The organism is Streptomyces sp. NPDC001204 (assembly GCF_053598035.1).
In genome coordinates, this window is record NZ_JBSFJL010000019.1 from 99,326 (window position 1) to 119,957 (window position 20,632).

Genomic DNA, 20,632 nt, shown 5'->3' on the forward strand with positions numbered 1-20,632 from the left:
AAGGTGCGGATGAGGCATCCGTCGGGAGGCGTGCCGGGGGTTATGGGGTGAGGGTGTGGCCGGACAGGCCGGTACCGCCCAGGCGCGTCAGCAGCGCGGACATCTGGCCGATGTCCTCCTTGCTCCACGGGGGTGCGGCGAAGATCTCGGCGGCGATCTGCTCGGCCGTGGCGAGCATGTCCGTCAGGCGTGCGCGGCCGGTATCGGTCAGTGCCGCGTAGGCCACCCGGCCGTCACGGGCGTCCGTCTCGCGCGTCACCAGCCCGATCCGCTCCAGCGGCGCCAGCCCCCGGGTCACCCCGGAGGCAGTCAGACCCAGTGCCTCAGCCAGGTCCACCCGGCGCATCCGGCCGCCGGGCGCCTGCCCCAGACGCAGCAGCGTCGTGAAGTCGGCCAGGCTCACCCCATGCAACCCTCCCAGGCTCGCGTCGAACCGCTTCACCAGGGCCGTCTGGGCCCTCACGAGACGCAGCGACGCGTCAAGCGCATCACTCATTGCCACCTCCTTGACTGCTCAAGCATATCAGGAGCTTGAGCAGTCAAGGATTTGTTTAGTTGATGGCCGGACGGAATCCTTGGATACGAGCTTGGGGTACCGGGGTCCCGCGACCGAGGCGCAGGCCTGAGTGCCGTCTCCTCGCTGTGCTCACCGGAACGAGCACAGAGGCAGCGGGTTGTCAGCGGCGGCGGGCGAGGACGTCGTCGATGCGAGAGGCGTCGGCGACCCGGGCCGCGGCCGCCGGTGCTATGAAGCCGAGCATGATCTGGATGTCGTCCCGGCGCGCTTCGAGCGGCAGGTGCCAGATGCCCTCGTGGTGGCCGATGCGGTTGCTGAACTTGTGCAGCCGCTTGACCGGGTCTTCCACCGTGGGCAGGGCGCGGTTGGGGGCGTGGGGGACGACGCCCGCGAGGTCGGGCCAGAGGCTGGCCCGGTATTGACGGGCCAGCAGGAAGCGCCAGAAGCCGAAGCTCAGCTCGGCGATGATTTTCTGCGGGGGAGAGCGTGGCGGCCCGACTCTCAGAGGCTGATTCCCCCAGACGTCCCCCGACAGCGCCCGGCTCTTGGGAAACCGCAGGTCACAGTAGGGGAACGGAGCACGCTGGACGTGGGCTGGCTGTGATCTGGACTATCCGAGGGCGGCCAGCAGCAACGGCTAATGACCGGGAGCGACCGTGAGGACGCGGCAGGCTGCCGTGCCCTCACGGATTGGTCTCCCCTCAGCCGGGGCCAGGTGCCGGATCGTTCGCTGAGGAGTCCGAGCCGACGTCCATGAGGCATGGAGGGCCGCCTCGCACTTCCTCAGGGAGTCAACCGTGGCCAGCGGGCGGGGTCCATGGTCAAGCGTCAGTTACCTGGCACCCTGCGGGATGGCGTCCCGGGGGACATCCCTGGCGGACTCGATGTGGCTCGCATACCCGTCCGGGTCGAGGTCGCGCACTTCGACCGAAAAGTGGACCTCGAATTCCGGGACAGGCCCGAGGCGTGTGCGAAGAAGCGCGAGGACGGATTCGCTGAGCGCGCGTTTGGCCTCGGCGCTACGGCCAGCCTTCAGCGCGATCTCGATGTGGACCGCCTGGTGGGTTTCCTCGGTGCGGCCGGCGATGTACCAGTCGTCTTGAGGGTAGACGAAACGGATCCGGCACGCCTCGGGGCGCGCGCCGCTGTTGGCGACGATCAGCGAATGCAACTCCGGGCCGAGTACTTCACACTCGAGGACCTCGTTCTCGCACAGTTCATTGGTGTACGTCACGGTTACATGTGGCATGGACACAGCATATTCACCCTCTCGCCATGCTCGCCGACGAGTTCCTCGACAGAGACCATCGTCTTGCCGCAGCAACACGTCGGGCTCTGCCGGCCGCCGCAGGTTCCCTCCCCCAGGCGTCCCCCTGCGGCGCTAGCTGCCGGGGAAATCGCAGGTCGCAGAGCGTAGGCGGAGCCCGCTGTAAATCTGCCGACTACGCGGCGAAGGCCGGCATGGACCCGGACGCGCGGGTCCAACACCGATGCCGTGTTCAACGCCGCCGACACCTGCCGATCAGCCCGCGTGCCGGGAGGTCCGTGCCGTTCACCACGCGTCCGCCTTCGATGTCTTACGCGCCTTGGCCGAGGTGCGCCGCTGACGTCGTATTAGCTCTGCCAGTCCCGCCGTAACCGCGGCCGCGGCCGTGGCCACGAGCAGCCCCCAGCTTGGAATAGTCACTGCCGACCGCCACTCCAGCGGCGTTGGTAGCGGGGATCGGGACGGCACATCCCAGTACCAGGACCCACCGGTCAGCACCCGAAACCCCGTCAACGTCCCGAGCGGCACCATGGCACCGGCCAGAAAGGCGGCGACGACGCCATGGGGAAAGCGAAGGAGGCGAGTGCGCGCGGAAGTCACGACGGCGGCCGTCAACTCGGCCAGGACGGTGATCGCCTCCACGTCCTTGATCTGGACCTTCTCCCCGGCCAGCACAAGGAACAGGTACCCGATCCACACCCCTGCGACCCCGCAGGCCACTCCGGTCCCCAATGCGACAGCGTATTCCGGCGTCATGCCGCGATCCCCTGGGCCCCGTCGGCACCGGCGCGCCCACGCGTGGCCGGTGAGCGGAACAGCGGCGAGCAGCAGCACAACGGCGATCACTACCCAGGGCGACTCCCCGAAAAGCATCGTCCCAGCCGCGGCCAGGAAGGAGCTCAGGGCATCCGCGTGCGGGCCGGCGTTCGCCTGCGCGTACAAGGCCACGCCAGTTTGCCGCAGGGTGTAGAACACCCAGAACGTCATGGGGAGCGAGGCCGCGGCGATGACGCCGGAGATGAGGAGTGCCGGACGGTTGCCGGCAGCGGCGACGGGAGCCCACACGCGAGTGATGAGCCCGATCCAGCAGACGACGATCACACCACAGAGGAGCGCCAGCCCCGACCAGAGGAGCAGCGTCGCTGCCGGTGAGGAGGGGAGTTCGTGGACGAGTAGAGCGATGGTCGGGCTGGTGACCGGGCAGAGGCACAGACCGAGTCCCACTCCGGCAGCCGCGCGTCCGACACTCATGGCCGTACCCGTGTTCCTGCACCTGTCGGCGACACGCCAGACCGAGAAGGTCAGGGCTGCCGTGAGCAGGGGGCCCGCGATGGCGATCGCGACGTGGTCACCGATCCGGGCGCCCAGGGAACCTACCGGATGCGCCATGAAATCCGAGATGTTGTTGAAGAGAATGGCTGCCGTCGCTCCCAGACCCACGGATTCCCAGAACCCGAGCCCGAAGAGGTTGGACGCGTCCGTGAGTGCGGTACGGCGCTCGCCCAGCGACGGATGCTTACTCAGCAGCCGTCTGTTCCCCCTGCCTGGTGTGGGGTGGGTCGAGTAGACGTCGAAGAGTTGCTGCATGTTGCTCGGGCCGGCATCCCAGAGCATCGTCCTGGCGTCGGCGTACAACTCGCGACTGCGCAGCACCGCGTTGCGGGCCAGGGGCACCAACGCGGCCAATACGACGGATTGGAAGGTGCTCGCCGTATCGGGCATGACCCGGTCTCCGGAGAACTGCCCAACCAGGACCGCCAGCAAGAGGTAGACCGCACGCCGGAGGAGAAGGAAGCCGACGAGCCGCCATACCGCCACCGTGATGAAGGTGATGTCCACGTCGTGATTGCGCAGATGCGCCAGTTCATGCAGAAGCACCGTGCGGAACGCCTGGCGATCCCGGCTGAACAATGCAGCCAGGCCACCACTGATGACGACGCAGCGCCGACCGACCCTCCCGAAGGCCAAGCCATTCACCCGGGGGTCAAGGGGGTCCAGCAGGAAGGTGACACTCCCATGGACGCCGGTCTGTTCCTGCAACCGATTCAGGTACGCGGCCATCTCCGGCAGCAGATCGGAACCGATACGGCGCAGTCGCTTCCGGCGAACCCGCCAGGCAGGCATACACCAGTACACGGCGAACACGATGAGCCAGAACAGCAACAGAGCGCTGATGGCGGGCCAGGGACCGAACACACCCCTGGGATCGTGGCAGGCGGGTAGCGAGTCGATGATCTCCCCGATGTCAGGCGACCCGCCCGTATCTGAATGCCGCAGGGCGACCGCCTCGCGGGTTCGGACGATCATGCAGTGCTGATAGGCGAGCACATCGCTGGCGGGCAGACCGAGTAATTGCCCCGTGTCCTGGCTGAGCAGGCTGGCAGCAGCAGTGGAGGCGGCGACGATGAGCAGGGCGAAGCGGACAGCGGTACCGGACGGGGTGGCGAAGGGGTTCAGCTGTGGTGCCGGCGCGTCTGTCACTCCTGCCCTGCGGGATCGGAGTCAGGCAGGGGAGCAGGACCGGATGCGGTGTTAGTTTCGCTACTGCTCCTGGCCAGTTCGGCTACGATCCCGTCGGCGAGGAGTACGGCCAGATCAGACGGCAGCCTTGCGGCTAGGGCCTTCTGCTGCGCCAGCGCATGCAGTTCGGCCAGTTGCTGCCCAGTCAGTTGAGGTAGATGAGCCGCCGCCAGGGGGGCGGATTCCGCCCGTCGCCCGGCAATCGCACGCACTCTCCGCCATAAACCACCAAGCGCCTTCTCCGAGTAGTCGGTGGCAAGGTGCTTGAGCACTTCTACAGCCACACTCAGCGCGACCGTACTCGTCAGCACCACAATGCTGTCCAGTCCCAGCCCCAACGGGTCGTCGCGCTGCCTGATGCGCCGGCTACGCGAGGATGCCGCGAAGAACGCATCGGCCGTAACCTCGAACTGCGAGAGTTCCTCCGGCGCGGCCCGCGTCACTGCGGCCTGCGCCAACGCGGTAACCACCTGCCGGTCGTGTTCCCAGGCCACCGAACACCTCCCAACCCCTTGCGTCTCATGCTACGGGGTGTGTGGCCGGGGTATGACACGAAAACCTCAATCAGGCTCAGAGCCCTCGCGGCCTCTCTCAGGGCCGGGGTTCGGCCAGGTTGATTGTCAGGCGCTCGCTATGGGGGTGGCCGGGCATCGTCGTGGTTGGTGGGCGGTGAGCCGGGCACCGAGCGCGTTGCGCAGCATGATCTCCGGGTGGTCCAGCGGTCCGAGGAACGCCGCGGCGTGATCGCTGTTCCAACGGAAGAGCGCTGGCGCGGAGTCCTCCAGAAGCACGCTGCGCCTCCTCCTGGCGGCGTTCATCAGTACAAGGCCCCCTCGGGGACAGTGGACTGAGTGATCGTCGGCCCGTCCGGCGGGCCGGAGCCGCCAGCCTCCACCGGCGGCTCGGTCGCGGTAGTCGCGGGCGGAGGCGGCGCCGGCGGCGCGGAGAGCGGGGTGAAGAGGTGCGGCAGAGCTGGGACGGGGACGGTATGTGGATGACGTGTTTTGCGGCCAGCATGCCTGATCGGCCGGTCGTTGAGTTCGGGTTCCGTCACCGGTTGCGGGCCCGGCCGCGTCGGGGGTTCGGTGCAAGGGCTCCCGCCCCTGCCGCCGCCGCTGCGGTCCTGGATCGGGTCCGGGCCGTCCGGTTCGCCGGTCTGCGTGACCTGTGCCTGCAGCACACCGGGCAGATCAGGATCTGGGTGGAGGTGGTCCGGATCGCTCTCGGCTTACTGGTCTGGATGTCCATGTTCGCGCTGACGGGCCAGGGCCGGTACTGGGTGTCCCGCCGCCTGTGGTTCCGCTTGTTCTTTGCGGCTGGCCAGCTTGTCACCATCGGCTGGCGCCGTATCCTCCGCCTCATCCGTCACGAGTCCTGGACCGGCGGGGTCACAGGCGCCCTCGAACGGCTTGTTCTCCTGCCGAACCCCGGCTGACACGAGCTTTCCGTCCTTGCGGGCAGCACCACCCCGCCCGCGACTGGCGCCCGCGCGACATCGCGGCCGCGCTGCCGACCGCCACCGAGAACACCTTTGCCTTGCACATGCGCACCTAGGCCAAGAACCTGCTGGTCAAGGTCGCTCCAGGGACCTACAGGCTCCCGTCCCACCCCAGCTCGCAGTCCCCGCACACCCACCCATCACGGTGAACCCTTCAACGGCCCAAGCTGCTTGACAAACAGCCGTAGACCCTACCTTTCACAGCATTACATGCCCGACGACCGGAGCGGTCGGCCACGTCCCGCTCACAACCGGCCACCGACAGCTTCTAACAGCCCGGCGGGTTCGAGGGGCCTATGCAGCCCGCGCTCAGCGATTCCGCCGTGGCCTTCGTTGTCTGAGGCGTTGCCTCAGCGCTCGTCACGCCCACCGCTCCGGCGAGCAGCGCAGCAACGCAGAACGCACCGACGAGGTGTTGGATGCGCTTCCGGATGCTTGTCACCATGATGATCCCCCTTGGCTCGGGGTGATGGATTACTCCTGATTTGTCAGTTTAGTACTGCAGCTTGGTACTACAGCCGGATCACTGTCAACGGCCTGGAGGTGGGGAGTGCAGTGGGGCGGGTGTGGCAGTGGGACGGTCTTTGCGGGGCCGTCCCGCGATTGCGTGCCCCTGCCGCATGTAGTGGCGACACTCCGGGCAGCCCAGTGGCGACACTCCGGACGGCCCACCCACGTGATCGATGACAACTGGACCCCTCCCACGCGACGGTCCCACAGACAGAGACGAGGAAGATCCACAAGGGAAACACCTCGTCCCTGCCCGCCTGCGACCCGAGGATCCCTGGAGAACCCGACCTCGGTGTCGGGCTGTGGTGATGGCAGCTCGGCGGCCAGCAGCCGAATACGACTGGCCTGCGGTGGCCGGTTCGGGTTTGCCGCTCCAAGGGGATAGGGGGTTAGAGCTTGATGACTGATATCGAGGCTGAGCCGGAGTTGGCTGCGTAGGCTCGGCGTCCGTCTGGGGAGAGTGCCACCCATACGGGGTAGCCGGCGACATTGATGGGGTGGCCGATGGTGTGGTTGGTGGTGGTGTCGATCACTGATACCGAGTCCGAGCCGGCGTTGGCGGTGTAGGCCCGGCGTCCGTCCTGGGAGACGGCCACTCCGACTGGGGTGTGGCCGACGGGTATGGGGTGGCCGATGGTGCGGTTGGTGGTGGTGTCGATCACTGATACCGAGTCCGAGCGGGCGTTGGCGGCGTAGGCGCGGCGTCCGTCCGGAGACACCGCCACCCCCTCCGGGGTGTGGCCGACATGGATGGGGTTGCCGACGGTGCGGTTGGCGGTGGTGTCGATCACCGATACCGAGTCCGAGCCGGCGTTGGCGGTGTAGGCCCGGCTTCCGTCCTGGGAGACCGCCACCCCGTACGGCTTCTTGCCGACATGGATGGGGTTGCCGACGGTGCGGTTGGTGGCGGTGTCGATCACCGATACCGAATCCGAGTTGGAGTTGGCCACGTAGGCCCAGCGTCCGTCCGGGGACACGGCCAGCCCGATTGGGTCCTTGCCGACATGGATGGGGTTGCCGACGGTGCGGTTGGTGGCGGTGTCGATCACCGACACTGAAGCCGAGCCGTAGTTGGCCGTGTAGGCCCGGCCTCCGTCCGGGGACACCGCCACCCCTTGCGGCTTGTCGCCGACGGGAATGGGGTGGCCCACGGTGCGGTTGGCGGCGGTGTCGATCACCGACACAGAGGCGGGGCCGAAGTAGTTGGTCGAGTAGGCCCGGCGCCCGTCCGGGGACACCGCCACCGCGCCCGGGGATTTGCCGACCTGGATCGAGGACACGGTTGGTGCCGTGGGACCGAAGGAACGGGACTGTGCCAGGTAGATGCCGCCGCCCGTCGCGGCGAGCGCCGCCAGCGCCACCGCCGCGATGAGCCTGGCCCGCCGGTTCCTGGGCCGTGGCGGGCGGGGCCGGCCCCGGGCCTCGTCCCCTTTGTGTGGCTGGGGCTGCGGCTGCGGCTGCGGTTGCTGGGGCGGGCCGGTTGGTTCCTGCGGCTCGGCCGGCGGCAGGATCTCGGTTGGCGGGGCGGATTCCTGGGGGTGTGGCGGTTTCGAGGTGCAGGGCTGCTCGGGCGGCGGCACTTGTGGTGAGGGGGCCGGTTGCTGCAAGGGGGAGGGGTGGGGCTGGTCGGCGATGGATGCGAGGCGTCGGGCGGCTTCCTTACCGTCCATCCTGTCCGCGGGGTCCTTGGCCAGCAGCCCGATGAGGACCGGGGTCAGCTCCGTCGCCCGGCGCGGCAGGCTCGGGGGCTCGAAGAGCAGGGCGCTCAGTGTGGCGAGGGCGGTGTCGCGGTCGAAGGGGCCGGTTCCCTCGAGGGCGTAGTACAGGGTGGCCCCGAGCGAGAACAGGTCGGCGGCGGGGGTGGGCGGCTGGCTGTTGGCCCGCTCCGGGGCCATGAAGCGCGGCGTCCCGAGGATCTCCAGGGTGGCGGTCAGGCGGTCCTCCCCGGAACTCGGCTCCAGCGCGATGCCGTAGTCGGTGAGCATCACCTGGCCGCCGCCCTCCGTCGGATAGGAGAGCTGGGGCCCCGGACGGGTCAGCAGGATGTTGGCCGGTTTGACGTCCCGGTGCAGGACGCCGAGCCGGTGTCCCTCCAGCAGGGCGTCGAGGACGGCCAGACCGATCCGGGCGACGTCGCCGGGCGGCAGCGGCCCCCGCTCGCGCACCACCGCCTCCAGGTCCATGGCATCGGGCACGAACTCCATGACGATCCATGGCAGGCCGCCCTCCTCCACGATGTCGTGCACGGTGACGACATGCGGATGGTTGCGCAGCCGGGCGGCGTGCCGGGCCTCGCCGCGGGCCCTCGCGATCCGGGAGCGCACCTCGCATTCGGGGACGTCCGGCGGCAGAATGATCTCCTTGAGCGCGACCTCGCACGCCAGTTCCTGGTCGTACGCCAGCCACACACGTCCCATGCCGCCGGTACCGAGCCGACGCAGAAGCCGGTAACGTCCGATGATCACGCGCCCGGCGGCCTCTTGCGCTCCTGACATGGCACTCCTCTTCCAGGACGGCCAGTAGGGGTTCCTCGGCGAGCGCTGGAAGGGGCTCTCTCCACATATCGCATATCGCTCGAAGAACGGCAAGTCACCCAGAACGGGTGCAGCCCACGTATGTTCCGCGTGTTCCGCGCGGCGGTGTCGGGGTCAGGAGCGGGATAGCGCGAGCGCCGGGAAATGGTCATTACCGTGGATCGGTTGAGGTGGTGCATACCGGTGAGAGGGTGCAGGAGGGTGCAGGCAGGGCCCCGGGGAGAGTCCCGTTCGCCCGACTTGACCACGGGCATGGGGGTGGCCCGGACTCAGGATGAGCGCGGCGCTTGTTGATCACGCGGGTGTCGCCGGCACAGACCACATTCGCACTGCCGTGGGTCCGACTGCGTCTGCGTTGTCGACAACCGCCACAGGATCAGAGGTCAGCTGGTGGCAGGCCGAGGTGGTCGTGCCATGCCCGACGGCCGGCGGGCGTCACGATGAGGGCGCGGGTAGTGCCGATGCGCGTCATCCATCCCGCGGTGAGTGCGTGGGCGCACAGGGCAGCACCTACTGTGCCAGCCAGGTGGGGACGGCGCTCGGTCCAGTCAAGGCATGCGCGCACCGGCGGTCGGCGTGAGCCGCCAGGCACTGTGATACCGGCCTCGGTCAGCCAGAGGGTGCCCTTGCCGGTCAGGCCCGGCTCGGGCCCCCACTCCAGCAGTCCGCGCTCGACCATGGCGTCGGTGATCGCCAGCGCGACGGCTCCAGCCAGGTGGTCGTAACACAGCCGCGCACGGGCCAGTGCCTGCTGCCGGCCGGAGGCCGACAGCGAACGTGGTCGGGCGCTGCGCTGCGGGGCCAGCGCGGCAAGGCTCTCGATCAGTTCGACCACCCTGCGGTCGGCCACCCGTACGTAACGGTGACGTCCGTGCCGCTCCTCGACGAGGAGTCCGCCACTCACGAGCAGGTTCAGATGCGACGTCGCGGTGGACGGTGCGACTCCGGCACAACGCGCGAGCTCGTTCGCCGTCCACGCCCGGCCGTCGAGCAGCGCCAGGCAGAAGGCGGCCCGGGTTCCGTCGGCCAACAGCCTGGCCACGCCCGCCAGGTCCACACCCACATCCTGACCTGCGCGCTGAATGTCCACGTCGCCCATTGTCGCCGACGTCCCTTCGACGTCCGTCGAAGCGTCCCCGTCCTAGCGTCGGCACGTGCGCAGGGCTCACCGGCCCCACACCTGCATCCGCCCGCGAGGCCGTGCCGCCTCCGCTCACGTACTGGAGCAACCATGACCGCGTCCGACACGACTCTCACCGACTCACCACATCCCGAACCCTGGACGGACCTCGTGGTCACCGACGCCCCCATGGCGGCGGACATCGCGGTAATCTCCGACGCGCTGGACCGCTTCAACATCGAACACACGGGAATCGCCGACCGCAAACCGCTCGCCGTCCTGGTCCGTGATCCCGAGACGCACCAGGCGGTCGGCGGACTGACCGGGCGCACCTCGCTCGGGCTGTTCTTCATCGACCTCTTCTACCTGCCGCCTCAGCTGCGAGGCAGCGGGCTGGGAACAGAGATCCTTCAGCAGGCCGAGAAAGAGGCCCACGTCCGCGGCTGCCGCACGGCCGTGCTCTACACGATCACCTTCCAGGCTCCGGGCTTCTACCGGAAACTAGGGTGGAAGCGTCTGGGGGAGGTGCCCTGCGATCCGCCGGGCACCAGCCGCGTCTTCATGACCAAAGAACTTACTGCACCGGCCGGCCAACCAGTTCGGCCCCGGTAAGGTCGCCGTGCTCGTTGCACCATCATCTTTCCCGTCCGCTTTCCTCCCGCCAGAGCCCCCGCCACCGACCGAGTCCGGGACGTCACAGTCCGGGGCAGTAGTGGCGTCCGGGTTGCTCGAAGCCCTGGCCCGTGTGCCCGACCCGCGTAATCCGCGCGGGGTGCGGTTCCAACTGGCGACGTTGCTCGCGGTCGGCATGTGCGCTCTCACCAGCGCCGGTCACAACTCCCTGACCGCTCACGTCACGGGCAGGCAGGGTGCGTGGTCGGTCAGGAGCGCAGGCGGTGGCCGGCTGCCGTCCACAGCTGTTCCAGCGCGTCGCGCCGGGGCCACCGAGCCGGGAAGTGCCAGGTCAAGGTCCGTCCCCCAGCGGCCAACCGGGCCGGGACGCCCCGATGCGACCGCCAGGACCGTTGTGGAGGGCCGGCTCCGCACCGGCGACGACGGCTGCTTCACCGTCGACCGCAGGAAGGCCCTCATCATCCGCGGCGGCTTCAACGTCTACCCGCGAAAGGTCGAGGCGGTTCTGTACGGGCATCCCTTTGTCTCCGAGGAGTTGAGGGTATCCGTCCGCGCCCCGGGCCTCGCGCCCCGTACGCGTACCCGTGCGAGGCCCGGCTCGTCGACGCCCTCCCGGAGGGGCCCACCGGAACGATCCCCCAAGAGACGGATCGCTGTTCCCACGCCGCCCTGGCACGCGGTGCGCACACCACCCCGGAGGGGAGGGGGAAGGGTCGGTGGGCCGGGGATGTTTGTCAAGCCCCGAATTCCAGGGACATGACGCGGTGCGCCGGGGCGGGGTCAATTGAGGCATGGGTTCACGCAGAGCAGGTGAGCCCACCGGGATGGTCCGGACGGTGTTGACGGGATGTGTGTCCCGCGGCCGTCCCGCCGGAGAACCGGCAGGACCGTTTCGGCGCATTCCTTTCCCCTCATTTCTCACCAAGGAGATTGACCATGGCCCGCACACCTCGTACACGGCGTCTGGCGGTCCTCACCGCTTCCGCCGCCCTGGCCGCGGGAGGTGCGCTGATCCCCACCGCCGCGTTCGCCGCCCCGGCCCAGACCAGCGCCGTGGCCACGCAAGCGCCCCAGCAGGAGGTCAAGACCGTCAGCGGTTACGCCAATGATGTTGACGTCACGTCGTCCTCGTCGGACTCCTCGTCCTCCTCGTCCTCGCAGTCCACGTCGTACGTGGATACGCCGGACTACAGCTCCTACTCGACCTCGTCAAACTGGTCGTCCTCGCAGTCCTCGTCCTACTCGCAGACCTGGGTGTACTCCTAGGCCCCGTCGTCACATTCCCGCCTGCCGCGCGACGCCTGGCACGCCCTCCCCCAAGTTCTTCGAGCAGGGGACCCCCAGCCGCGTTGCCGAACCTCCCACGTGGCTCCGTCACGAGAGTGCTTTGGCGCCTTGCGGTCGCACGCACCAGACGCCGCGCGGCCCGCCTTTCGGGCGGACGACGGGAATGTGACGCGGGCTGGGGTCACGCGTCTGCCCGGGCGGCCCCTCGAAGCTCAGCCACTGGGAGTTGCTGTGCCTGGCGGTGATGCAGGCGATGCCCGGTTTCCACCGCGGGGCCTGTCGTCTGCGGCACGTGCGCACGCACTGCCGGGACATGCTCCCGTACGAATTCCGTCTCGTCCCGTCCCCTTCCTCACGCCACCGCATGGGGGTGTCCGCGCATGTCCACGCCTTCTCGGGGCCGGCAGCCCGGCCGGCCGCAGCAGCCGTTCCCGCCGCAGGCCCCGGAACCTCACAAGAAGAAGAGCAGGGGCAAGACCTGCGCCGGAGCCGCCTGCCTGGGGGTCGTCGGCATCCTGGTCATCGTCGGCGCGATCACCGCTGCTACCGGCGGCAGGCCCGGCAGCGGTACTGGCAAGAGCCCGGCCGCCGTACCCTCGGCCGCCGGCAACGCCTCCAAGGCCTTTGCCTCGCAGTCCGCTCCCCAGAAGGAGGCGCCGCAGACCGTCACTTACGTCGTCACCGGCACCAGCGGTGCCGACGTGCGGTACGGCCCGGCCGGGTCCCCCGCCCAGGGCAAGGTGCCGATGAGCGTGACCAGGCCGCTCGAGAACCGGCAGCATTACGCGATCACCGCGCAGCTTCAGGGGGGCGGCCATGTCACCTGCCAGTTGAAGGTCAACGGCAGGGTCATCTCGCAGTCCACCGCGTCGGGCGGCTACACCATCGCCTCCTGCGAGATCGGCAAGGACACCTTCAGCGGCAAGTGGACCCGGTTGTGAAGTGGCTCTCGCTGCAGGGATTGTCGTTGCTGGTCCTGGGGCGTGGGTGGCTCCCGGTCACGCTGAGGCCGATCAGCGGCTGGGAGACCTTCTTGCTCGTCATCGATGTGCCGCGGCCGGCGTGCACGGTCTCGGGCACGACGCCCTTGCGGTCGATCGTCTCGCGGATCAACTCCTCGGCGCGGTCGGCTGATTCAGCCAGTTCCACCCTGTGGCCGACGATGCAGCGACTGAAGATGTCGACGATGACGCAGGCGTGGTGCCAGATGCCCTTGACAGGTCCGGTGAGCTTGGTGATGTCCCAGGTGAATACCTGGGAAGGGCCGCGGCCAATGCAGTTGCTTTAAGACGTTGCTTCACTTGGCGGGTCCGCGGTAGTTGATGGGGCTGGTGGCAATGGCGATGAAAGGGGAGGAAGTGACCGGATCTCTTGAGCGCAAGCCCCGTCCTTCAGGACGGGGTTAGCTCATCTTTGGCGCGGAGCCGCGCAGCGGCGGAGTTCTCTGCGTTGTCAGTGGCGGGCACTATGTTGATCATGCGCGGTCGATAAGGAGCGCGTGGCGTTGGGGTGTCAGACGGTCTATTCGTCCGGGGCGTGGCCCGAGCCGGACGGTGCCCTCACGGTCCGGCGGGCTCTGGACGGGCAGTGGCCGCAGCCGCGGAAGAGCAGCGGCGCAAGGAGTACCGGCTCGATCCCTACAAGCCGCTGATCGACGGCATGCTGCGGGCTGACCTGGACGCTCCTCCCGAACAGCGGCGCGCTACCCAGCGCATCTATGACCGCTTGGTGGAGAGCCACCGGCTTGTCACCCTCGGCGCGCCCCCTGGGTGATGTAGCGGTAGCGCAGATTGAGTCTGCCGGTGTATCCGAACTCGCGCCGCTCTGTCCCCGTGCGTGGGTGAACGAGCTCTCCACCCTGAAGGCCGTTTGAGTGACTAAAGTGTCACCTTCTGCACGCGGACACGCAACGTGTGGTGCGATGCCCACGTGAAATCCGGGGGTCGGGCTCGGAAAGCGACGCCCGCCCCGGATCCGTGGACGACTGAAGGGAAGCCCATGGTGCTCCGCGCGCTGGCCGCGACTGGTGTCGCCACATCATTGTTCGGTTCGTCGGCCTTCGGCGGCAGCCCGCCCCCGCCGTCGAACCGGATCCTCATCGACACCGTGGCGGTCAACGGTTCCGGCTGCCCGGCGGGGACGGCCGCCGTGACCGTGTCCCCTGACAACACCGCCTTCACCGTCACCTACAGTAACTACCTCGCCCAGGTGGGGCCCGGCTCGGCGCCGACTGACCGGAAGAAGAGCTGTCAGCTCAACCTGCGAGTGCACGTCCCCGGTGGCTACACCTACGCGATCGTGTCCGCCGGCTACCGCGGCTTCGCGTCACTGGCGCCGGGTGCGTCCGCGACCCAGCGAGCCAGCTACCACTTCCAGGGCAAATCCCACACCACCAACTCGACCCATCACTTCAAGGGCGGGTTCAACGGCAACTGGCAGACGACCGACACCGTGGACGTCGCCGCCCGGGTCTTCGCCCCCTGCGGGGAGGAGCGCAACCTCAACATCAACACTGAACTGCGGGTCGAGCGCGGCACCTCGAGCCCGAGCGCCACCAGCTTCATGGAGATGGACTCGACGGACGGCAGGATCAAAACCGTGTACCACATGGCCTGGAAGCAGTGTCAGTGATCTCCTGGCGCTGCGATCGGCGGATGCGTCCAGGCCAACGGCTCTCGTAATCGGTGGTAGCACTGTGTGGTGATCACTGGAGGAGAATGTGCTGGCGGAGCAGGGGTAACTCGGCCCGCCCGTGCATCGGCCTCTTGCGGCACGCGAGCCGCCGAGTGACATCAAAAGTCATTAACGTTGATCAAGCCGACACCTCCTTGAGTGACTCCCCAAGTCACCGCCGACAAACGACTCCCGCCGAAGCAACAGGCGCAGTCACGGCATGGGGGACCGGCTGTAAGGAGGTCAAGGCGGTTGAGGTCGCGGAACGGGTCTGCCTGCGCTCCGGTGTCTGCGCTGTTTGGTGGTCCGGTTGTGCGCCCATCGCCCCGGCTCGACCTTGCTGCTGCCGTTGCGAGTCCTCAGGACCGGCCACCGCATCGGCTTCTTGATCGCTCGGGGCCAGTCCCGGCCGGACCGGGCCGCAGCAGCAGAGGGGACCGCGCTTCCTGGCAGGCCTCCTTCCAGGCGTTGGGCGGCGAGCGTCTGGAGGTGTCGTGCCGGGACGGCACGCTGCGCCGGGCGATCCGGACGCAGCGGAGGTAGGAGAGCCGGCCGACACCCAGGACCGGCCCACTCGCCGCGCCGGCGTACGCGAACCGGTGGACGGCCTGGTGAACCGTGGCCCGATCCTGCGCGGCGGCGGTCCGCGCCCCGGTCGGATCCCGCAACTCACGGAACTCCCGCACCGGTCGAACGACGGCCGCACCAGACCGCACTCCATGATCCGGGCGATCCACACCGAGTCGGCCACGTCCGTCTTGCGGCCCGGCACATTGCGCAAGCACGCACTTCCTCTTTCGGAACGTACCTGCACCTGCACCGCGTGCGGAGCCGTGTCCCCCAGGGATAAGAACTCCGCCCGCGTGATGCTGGCCCGGGCTGGTCTCATCCCGGCTTGTTGAGGGCGTAGGACCTCTGGGGGCGCTGCTCTCGGAGGCAGCCTCAGCCACGAATCCCCCTGCCTCCAGGGAGGGGAGGATGTCACAGGCCCAGGGAGACGGCCAGGCGCGTGAGCTCGGCGGTGTTGCTGATGCCGAGCTTGGCCCGGATCCGGCGCAGATACGCATCGACGGTGTGTTTCGAGAGTCCCATGCGCCGTGCCGTCTGCATGTAGGTGCGCCCGGCGGCGATGTGCTGCAGTGCCTCCCGCTCACGCGGGGCCAGCGCGGCCGGCCCGCACGCGAAGGCAGAGGCAGAGGCGGGGGCGGGGGTGGTGGGGGCTTTGGTGTGCAGAGCGGGTGCGAGGCTCATGGCGGCTTTCCTTCGGCGTATTGGTCCGGTCGTCGCGGGCACATCTTCGGAGCGTTACAGGGACGCCGAAATATGGGCATTTGCCCCTAAGTGACACAGGCGGGTCCAGGCCGGTTCCATGCCGTCGCACATTTCCTGAAATTTCCGTTATCCGCCCACGTTGGGGGCGTGCGGAACCACCCTCGGTACCCGGCCCCTCACACAGCGGACCGCCCACCGGGGGCGGTCCGCCCCCTGCCTGGCCCGGGCGCCTCGCCGGGCACCGTGCTGGTGCTTCCTGTCCCGCAGGATCACGCTTGTTGGTAGGGCCCTGGCCCGCGGAGGTTCGCCCGGGAGCAGCGGTCGAGGAACGAGCGAGGCGAGATGAGCGCCGATGGAGCACTCCTCCTGGTGAACGGCCGGGCGAGGCGGACGCCCCGCTCGAGCCGTCCCGCACCGCCACCGTGACGGCCACGGCCACTGTCGACGAACAGGGCATCGTGACGTGGTGGGGCGAGGGCGCCCGGCGCCTGCAGATCTGCCGCCAGCTCTCGCGGGGAAAGGCGGTGAAGGCCAGCAGGTCATGCTGAGCGGCATCAAGGTGGGCGGCGCCTTTGGGGAACTTGGCCTCCAGTGCGTCCAGGACGTGTGTCATCTGGGCCTTCACCGCGTCGGTGTCGGGCTGTTCGAAGACAGTCCGCAGCAGGGTGGCCACCCAGGGCTGGGCGGGTTTGGGGACCTGGCTGAGCAGGTTGCGGGCGTAGTGGGTGCGGCAGCGCTGCCAGGATGCGCCGGGCAAGACGGCGCCAATGGCGTCGACCAGGCCGGCGTGGGCGTCGGAGACGACGAGTTGGACGCCGGACAGGCCGCGGGCGATCAGTGAGCGCAGGAAGGCGAGCCATCCGGCGCCGTCCTCGGCGGTGGCGACGTCCAGGCCGAGGATCTCGCGGTGGCCGTCGGCGTTGACGCCGACCGCGATCAGGGCGTGGACGTTGATGATGCGGCCGTCCTCGCGGACCTTCTGGGTCAACGCGTCGACCCAGACGAACGCATACGGGCCGGCGTCCAGGCGGTTGCGGAACGCGGCGACCTGCTCGTCCAGGTGCCGGGCCATCGCCGAGACCTGCGACTTCGACAACTGGGCGAACCCGGGGACCTTTCAATTCCCGCCCCCTTGGCCGCCGAGGTCATCACTGGACACTCCGAACCGGCCCATTGCGGCAGAAGCTAGCTGTATTGACCTGAGGCGTTGTTGACACGACTGATGGGTGGTTGGCCGGCGAGTGCGGTGTGGCAGCGGTGGTGGTTGTAGGTGTGGAGGAAACGGTTCAGGCCGTGCCGTGTCAGGACCCGGCGGAGGCGGGCAGGCCCAGGATCGGCCCGATGCGGGCGGGGCCCAGCTTGCGTTCTTGTCGTAGGCGGCAGACCTGGTTCTCCACTGCTGCCGGGGTCCGGTGCGGGGCCGGCTGGGCCGGTCGTGCAGCCGGGGGCGCTGCGGCGGTGCATGTTGGCGGCTGTCGGCTCCTCGGTGGCGCCGGAGAATGTCACATCTCGTCGACCAGGTCGCTGAGCCGACGGGTGAGCTCGGTGACCACGGCACGCTGGTCGGGGGTGAGCTCGCGGAATGCGCGCAGTTGGCGTTCTCGCAGACGGGTGCGGTGGTCGGCGAGCAGGGTGGCGCCGGATTCGGTGAGAGCGATTTCGACGCGGCGTTCATCGCCGGGTGTGCGGGTGCGGGTGACAATGCCGTCGCGTTCGAGTTGCTTGAGCATGCGGGTGGCGGTGGGTGTGGTGATGCCCGCATACTCGGCGGACTCGCTGACGCCGAGGGGGCCGTGATCGGCGATTGACTCCAGCAGCTGGACCTGAGACAGCGAGAGGGTGGGCCGCGTCTGACCGGCAAGCCGGCCGCGGCTGCGGCGGACAGCCGTCAGCAGATCCTGCACGGCCCGGGTGAATTCCTGGAACTGCGCGTCGTCGGCCTGCGGAAGCTCGTCGCCGGTCAGCACTTGAGCAGGGTGTCCGTTTTGCGTAGGCGACATCATGGGTCTACCGTAGCAGCCAAGCTAAAAGTTAGCTTGCTAAGTCACTAAGAGGTGAACAACGCTGACCAGTTCCGCACGCATCGACACCCACCACCACATCGTTCCGCCGCACTACCGCGACTGGCTGCTCTCCCACGGCGAAACCGCCGGCGGCCTGCCCATCCCGCGCTGGGACGTCGACACCGACCTCGCCTTCATGGACAGCCAGGACATCCAGGCCGCGGTCATGTCGGTCTCCACGCCCGGCACCCACCTCGGCGACGACGCCGAGGCCACCACCTGGGCCCGCAAGGTCAACGACTACGCCGCCGAGATCGTCAAGGACCGTCCCGACCGCTACGGCTTCTTCGCCACCCTCACGCTGCCTGACGTCGACGCCGCACTCAACGAGGCCGCCCGCGCTCTGGACGAGCTCGGCGCCGACGGCATCGTCCTGCTCGCCAACCACCGCGGTATCTATCTCGGTGAACCGGCCTTCGAACCGCTCATGGCCGAGCTCGGCCGCCGCGGTACCACCGTCTTCGTCCACCCCTCCGAGCTGCCCGGCCCGCTCGTACCCGGCCTGCCGCCCTACGCTGCGGACTTCCTGCTCGACACCACCCGCGCCGCGACGAACCTCGTCCTGTCAGGCACCACCACACGACACCCGGACATCCGGTTCATCCTCTCCCACGGCGGCGGCTTCCTCCCCTACGCCGCCCATCGCATCGCCCTTGCCCTGGAGGCCCACCAGCAGGTCAGCGGCGTCCAGCCCGTCATGGACCACGAAACCGTCCTCGCTGAACTCCGCCGCTTCTACTTCGACACCGCCCTGAGCTCGAATCCCGACACCCTTCCCACCCTGCTCGCCTTCGCCGACCCCACCCGGATCACCTTCGGCAGCGACTTCCCCTACGCCACCCCAGAGATGTCCGCCTACTTCACCAAGCAGCTCGACGCCTACCCTCAAGACGACCACCAGCGGACCGCGATCAACCACGGCAACGCGCAGGCCCTCTTCCCCCGCCTGAGCAACAACCAGTGAATGCCTCTGGGGTCAGCTACAGGTCCGGGCCGTGTCCCAAACTGCTGCTGGCCCGACCGCGTGCGTCATCACTCCCGTGCGGCCTGATCCGGGCCGCACGGTCCAGGAGTTAGGGGCCGAGGACCAGGGCCAACGGAGCCGACGGAGTCCTAGTTCAGAGAAGTGACCAGGCCGAAGCTGATCGCACCGCTCCAGATGGTTCGGGGCATGGCAGACCTCCACAACAGGCCCCGAGCAGCATCAGCCTACGAGCCGGGCAGCCGACGCGCACTCAAGGAAGCGCCCACCCCATGAAGGGAGGTCCACAAAGCTGGAAATGGGCCCGGGCCAGCCGTCGAAACAGGGTGCTCTTGGGCTCTTGACGCTCTCTCGCAGATAGTGATCGTCTTTGCTCTATGGCTTTGACGGCGACGTCCTCAATCCGCCGGAGGGGCCGCAGGGCCCTCTGGGTAGCGGTTGCTTTGGTGTTGCTGGTAGCTGGCGGATGGCTGATCAACTACCGCCTGACTTACCACACGTTCGCCTGGTGGGAGGTTCCAGCTCGCATGAGCTTCTGCGGGCGCGACTACGAGCCGGACGGCCACGAGAAGGCTCTGCCCAAGGGCGACGGCACGATTACTCCTGTTTTCGTCGTGGAGCCGGCTGGCTGGCAGGTTTATAAGCAGACCTGGGGCAACAACGGCCCGGAGTGTCCCGTCATCCTTCTTCTGCAACGCAACAACCACGACGTCGTCGTGTACTCATTGCTCGGCGGTCCGTGAGTTCAGAAGCCGAAGAAGTGAGGGCGGCCGTCTCGCAGGGAAGAGCTGCGCTCCTGGTTGCGATCAGTGGCTCGCGAGGCGCTCCACTTCGCTGAGCGGGACGGTCTGGAAGCCTCCCTCCGCAGCGCGTCGGTACGAGTCGCTTCCGGGATCTCGGCCAACGGACCGGGGAATGCGTGGGTGGGCCGATCCTCCAGCCAGCACCCGGCGGCGCTCAGGACGACCTGCCCGTCCACGACCGGCGCCACCCGCATGGCGGAACCCTCCGGACCATCGTCGTCGGCCTGGGGCGTGATGACTCCGAGGAGGCTGTGTCGACCACGATCCGCCGCACGTAGGCGACAGGGTTCTCCGTCGCAGCGATCCTGCGCCAGGGGGAGACGACCACCAGCAGCGCGTCGGACAGGATGTCCTCGGCCAGGTGCGGATCCCCGGTCAGCGCACCCGCGAAGCGGCTGAGCCCCGGAAGCTCAGCGCTGAGAAACTCCTCGAGCGTCACGATGTCGGTTGCCTCCTCATCCGTGCCGCTCGGTGACGGCGCCCGGCGAATAGACGTCACGGCTCCGATCTTGTGTGCAGGATCGGAGCGGCCGGATTGGTGGACCGAGGCGCAGACCGCGGGGTACGAGACCGCTTGGCGCGCCTGGCCCGACCTCCAGGCCGCGGTCACGAGTGCGCGACGGAGCAGGGCCAGGCCCGCAACGACGCCGATGCGGATGTGGAGAAGCACGCTCGGCACCCGGGGCCCTGGTGCCATGCTGCTACCCATGTGGGCGGCGAGCGGTTCGAGATCTCGCGACCGCCGTACCTGCCCATGGAGATGCGCTGGGAGAGGGCTGTCGCGGATGGCCTTCCCGCTGATGTCTCCCACGCCTTCGCCATCTTCGGCAAGACGCTGTGCGGGATCCAGGAAACTGGCATGTCGCCGTCCGGCCACTGGTGGCTGCCGGAGCGGGAGGACGCCTGCGGTGGCTGTCGGGAAGCGGCGGGCGTCATCGATGGCCGCTGGCCGC

20 protein-coding genes and 4 pseudogenes are annotated in these 20,632 nt (G+C 68.4%); 10 read left to right on the plus strand and 14 right to left on the minus strand.

From position 1 onward, the window contains the following. Nucleotides 1–40 precede the first annotated feature (40 nt). From ACWC91_RS24910 to ACWC91_RS24935, 6 genes are all read right to left on the minus strand, one after another. On the minus strand, nt 41–496 hold the full coding sequence (locus tag ACWC91_RS24910) for a MarR family winged helix-turn-helix transcriptional regulator (RefSeq protein WP_225080314.1): 456 nt from the start codon (nt 494–496) through the stop codon (nt 41–43). Nucleotides 497–677: 181 nt separating this feature from the next. Then, the gene (locus tag ACWC91_RS24915) at nt 678–866 is read right to left on the minus strand and encodes a hypothetical protein (RefSeq protein ID WP_450643835.1); all 189 of its coding nucleotides are present in this window, start codon (nt 864–866) and stop codon (nt 678–680) included. Between the two features lie 483 nt (nt 867–1,349). Then, the gene (locus ACWC91_RS24920) at nt 1,350–1,751 is read right to left on the minus strand and encodes a 5-carboxymethyl-2-hydroxymuconate Delta-isomerase (RefSeq protein ID WP_450643836.1); all 402 of its coding nucleotides are present in this window, start codon (nt 1,749–1,751) and stop codon (nt 1,350–1,352) included. A gap of 318 nt (nt 1,752–2,069) precedes the next feature. Then, nucleotides 2,070–4,265, minus strand: a complete 2,196-nt coding sequence (locus tag ACWC91_RS24925; RefSeq protein WP_450643837.1) for a M48 family metalloprotease — start codon at nt 4,263–4,265, stop codon at nt 2,070–2,072. Beyond that, nucleotides 4,262–4,798 (minus strand): hypothetical protein, encoded by a 537-nt coding sequence (locus ACWC91_RS24930; RefSeq protein ID WP_225080310.1) that lies wholly within the window; start codon nt 4,796–4,798, stop codon nt 4,262–4,264. The genes ACWC91_RS24925 and ACWC91_RS24930 overlap by 4 nt, the downstream gene beginning before the upstream one ends. Nucleotides 4,799–4,924: 126 nt before the next feature. Continuing rightward, nucleotides 4,925–5,095 (minus strand): hypothetical protein, encoded by a 171-nt coding sequence (locus ACWC91_RS24935; protein ID WP_450643838.1) that lies wholly within the window; start codon nt 5,093–5,095, stop codon nt 4,925–4,927. Nucleotides 5,096–5,265: 170 nt separating this feature from the next. On the opposite strand from ACWC91_RS24935, the gene ACWC91_RS24940 reads away from it, so the two are divergent. After that, nucleotides 5,266–5,739 (plus strand): hypothetical protein, encoded by a 474-nt coding sequence (locus ACWC91_RS24940; protein WP_450643839.1) that lies wholly within the window; start codon nt 5,266–5,268, stop codon nt 5,737–5,739. Nucleotides 5,740–6,701: 962 nt separating this feature from the next. On the opposite strand, the gene ACWC91_RS24945 is transcribed toward ACWC91_RS24940, so the two are convergent. Together ACWC91_RS24945 and ACWC91_RS24950 are read right to left on the minus strand one after the other, a co-directional pair. Then, the gene (locus ACWC91_RS24945) at nt 6,702–8,807 is read right to left on the minus strand and encodes a serine/threonine-protein kinase (protein WP_450643840.1); all 2,106 of its coding nucleotides are present in this window, start codon (nt 8,805–8,807) and stop codon (nt 6,702–6,704) included. Nucleotides 8,808–9,222: 415 nt separating this feature from the next. Next, entirely contained in the window at nt 9,223–9,945 is a 723-nt protein-coding gene (locus ACWC91_RS24950; protein ID WP_376505062.1) for an ArsR/SmtB family transcription factor, read from the minus strand. Nucleotides 9,946–10,077: 132 nt separating this feature from the next. On the opposite strand from ACWC91_RS24950, the gene ACWC91_RS24955 reads away from it, so the two are divergent. The 4 genes and pseudogenes from ACWC91_RS24955 (at nt 10,078) to ACWC91_RS24970 (ending at nt 12,827) form a co-directional block, all read left to right on the plus strand. After that, complete coding sequence (locus tag ACWC91_RS24955; RefSeq protein WP_450643841.1) at nt 10,078–10,578, plus strand: GNAT family N-acetyltransferase; 501 nt, start codon at nt 10,078–10,080, stop codon at nt 10,576–10,578. Nucleotides 10,579–11,535: 957 nt separating this feature from the next. Beyond that, entirely contained in the window at nt 11,536–11,865 is a 330-nt protein-coding gene (locus tag ACWC91_RS24960) for a hypothetical protein (RefSeq protein WP_450726039.1), read from the plus strand. A gap of 186 nt (nt 11,866–12,051) precedes the next feature. Beyond that, a pseudogene (locus tag ACWC91_RS24965) lies at nt 12,052–12,211 on the plus strand (IS982 family transposase); the annotation flags it as partial. A 55-nt stretch (nt 12,212–12,266) separates the two neighbouring features. Continuing rightward, nucleotides 12,267–12,827, plus strand: coding sequence for a hypothetical protein (locus tag ACWC91_RS24970; protein WP_450726046.1), 561 nt, complete (start codon nt 12,267–12,269; stop codon nt 12,825–12,827). Here ACWC91_RS24970 and ACWC91_RS24975 read toward each other — a convergent pair. Continuing rightward, entirely contained in the window at nt 12,802–13,161 is a 360-nt protein-coding gene (locus tag ACWC91_RS24975) for a DDE-type integrase/transposase/recombinase (RefSeq protein WP_450644981.1), read from the minus strand. The genes ACWC91_RS24970 and ACWC91_RS24975 overlap by 26 nt on opposite strands. A 312-nt stretch (nt 13,162–13,473) precedes the next feature. Between ACWC91_RS24975 and ACWC91_RS24980 the strand changes: the two genes are divergently transcribed. The 3 genes and pseudogenes from ACWC91_RS24980 to ACWC91_RS24990 form a co-directional block, all read left to right on the plus strand. Beyond that, nucleotides 13,474–13,659 (plus strand): hypothetical protein, encoded by a 186-nt coding sequence (locus ACWC91_RS24980; RefSeq protein ID WP_450644979.1) that lies wholly within the window; start codon nt 13,474–13,476, stop codon nt 13,657–13,659. A gap of 225 nt (nt 13,660–13,884) precedes the next feature. Continuing rightward, nucleotides 13,885–14,517, plus strand: coding sequence for a DUF4360 domain-containing protein (locus tag ACWC91_RS24985; RefSeq protein ID WP_225081023.1), 633 nt, complete (start codon nt 13,885–13,887; stop codon nt 14,515–14,517). 809 nt (nt 14,518–15,326) lie between these two features. Beyond that, nucleotides 15,327–15,455, plus strand: a pseudogene (locus ACWC91_RS24990) (RNA-guided endonuclease TnpB family protein); the annotation flags it as partial. A gap of 85 nt (nt 15,456–15,540) precedes the next feature. Here the strand turns inward: ACWC91_RS24990 and ACWC91_RS24995 are convergent. The 4 genes and pseudogenes from ACWC91_RS24995 to ACWC91_RS25010 all read right to left on the minus strand — a co-directional run bounded on the left by ACWC91_RS24995 (nt 15,541) and on the right by ACWC91_RS25010 (nt 17,798). Further along, nucleotides 15,541–15,810: a response regulator transcription factor gene (locus ACWC91_RS24995; RefSeq protein ID WP_225081022.1), complete on the minus strand. Its 270-nt coding sequence runs from the start codon at nt 15,808–15,810 to the stop codon at nt 15,541–15,543. A gap of 514 nt (nt 15,811–16,324) precedes the next feature. Continuing rightward, nucleotides 16,325–16,939, minus strand: a pseudogene (locus tag ACWC91_RS25000) (IS256 family transposase); the annotation flags it as partial. A 173-nt stretch (nt 16,940–17,112) separates the two neighbouring features. Further along, a pseudogene (locus ACWC91_RS25005) lies at nt 17,113–17,249 on the minus strand (IS481 family transposase); the annotation flags it as partial. A gap of 84 nt (nt 17,250–17,333) precedes the next feature. Beyond that, entirely contained in the window at nt 17,334–17,798 is a 465-nt protein-coding gene (locus ACWC91_RS25010; protein WP_225081021.1) for a MarR family winged helix-turn-helix transcriptional regulator, read from the minus strand. 115 nt (nt 17,799–17,913) lie between these two features. On the opposite strand from ACWC91_RS25010, the gene ACWC91_RS25015 reads away from it, so the two are divergent. Next, nucleotides 17,914–18,858: an amidohydrolase family protein gene (locus ACWC91_RS25015; protein ID WP_376506332.1), complete on the plus strand. Its 945-nt coding sequence runs from the start codon at nt 17,914–17,916 to the stop codon at nt 18,856–18,858. 464 nt (nt 18,859–19,322) lie between these two features. Next, nucleotides 19,323–19,619, plus strand: coding sequence for a hypothetical protein (locus ACWC91_RS25020; protein ID WP_450642500.1), 297 nt, complete (start codon nt 19,323–19,325; stop codon nt 19,617–19,619). A gap of 214 nt (nt 19,620–19,833) precedes the next feature. On the opposite strand, the gene ACWC91_RS25025 is transcribed toward ACWC91_RS25020, so the two are convergent. After that, entirely contained in the window at nt 19,834–20,118 is a 285-nt protein-coding gene (locus ACWC91_RS25025; protein WP_450642498.1) for a hypothetical protein, read from the minus strand. Between the last annotated feature and the right edge of the window lie 514 nt (nt 20,119–20,632).

What these genes read in the sequence shown, in the direction of transcription:
- ACWC91_RS24955 (WP_450643841.1), top strand. Translation starts at nt 10,078, where the DNA reads ATGACCGCGTCCGACACGACTCTCACCGACTCACCACATCCCGAACCC.
- ACWC91_RS24950 (WP_376505062.1), bottom strand. Translation starts at nt 9,945, where the DNA reads ATGGGCGACGTGGACATTCAGCGCGCAGGTCAGGATGTGGGTGTGGAC.
- ACWC91_RS24985 (WP_225081023.1), top strand. Translation starts at nt 13,885, where the DNA reads ATGGTGCTCCGCGCGCTGGCCGCGACTGGTGTCGCCACATCATTGTTC.
- ACWC91_RS24995 (WP_225081022.1), bottom strand. Translation starts at nt 15,810, where the DNA reads ATGAGCCTCGCACCCGCTCTGCACACCAAAGCCCCCACCACCCCCGCC.
- ACWC91_RS24910 (WP_225080314.1), bottom strand. Translation starts at nt 496, where the DNA reads ATGAGTGATGCGCTTGACGCGTCGCTGCGTCTCGTGAGGGCCCAGACG.
- ACWC91_RS24970 (WP_450726046.1), top strand. Translation starts at nt 12,267, where the DNA reads ATGTCCACGCCTTCTCGGGGCCGGCAGCCCGGCCGGCCGCAGCAGCCG.
- ACWC91_RS24960 (WP_450726039.1), top strand. Translation starts at nt 11,536, where the DNA reads ATGGCCCGCACACCTCGTACACGGCGTCTGGCGGTCCTCACCGCTTCC.
- ACWC91_RS24945 (WP_450643840.1), bottom strand. Translation starts at nt 8,807, where the DNA reads ATGTCAGGAGCGCAAGAGGCCGCCGGGCGCGTGATCATCGGACGTTAC.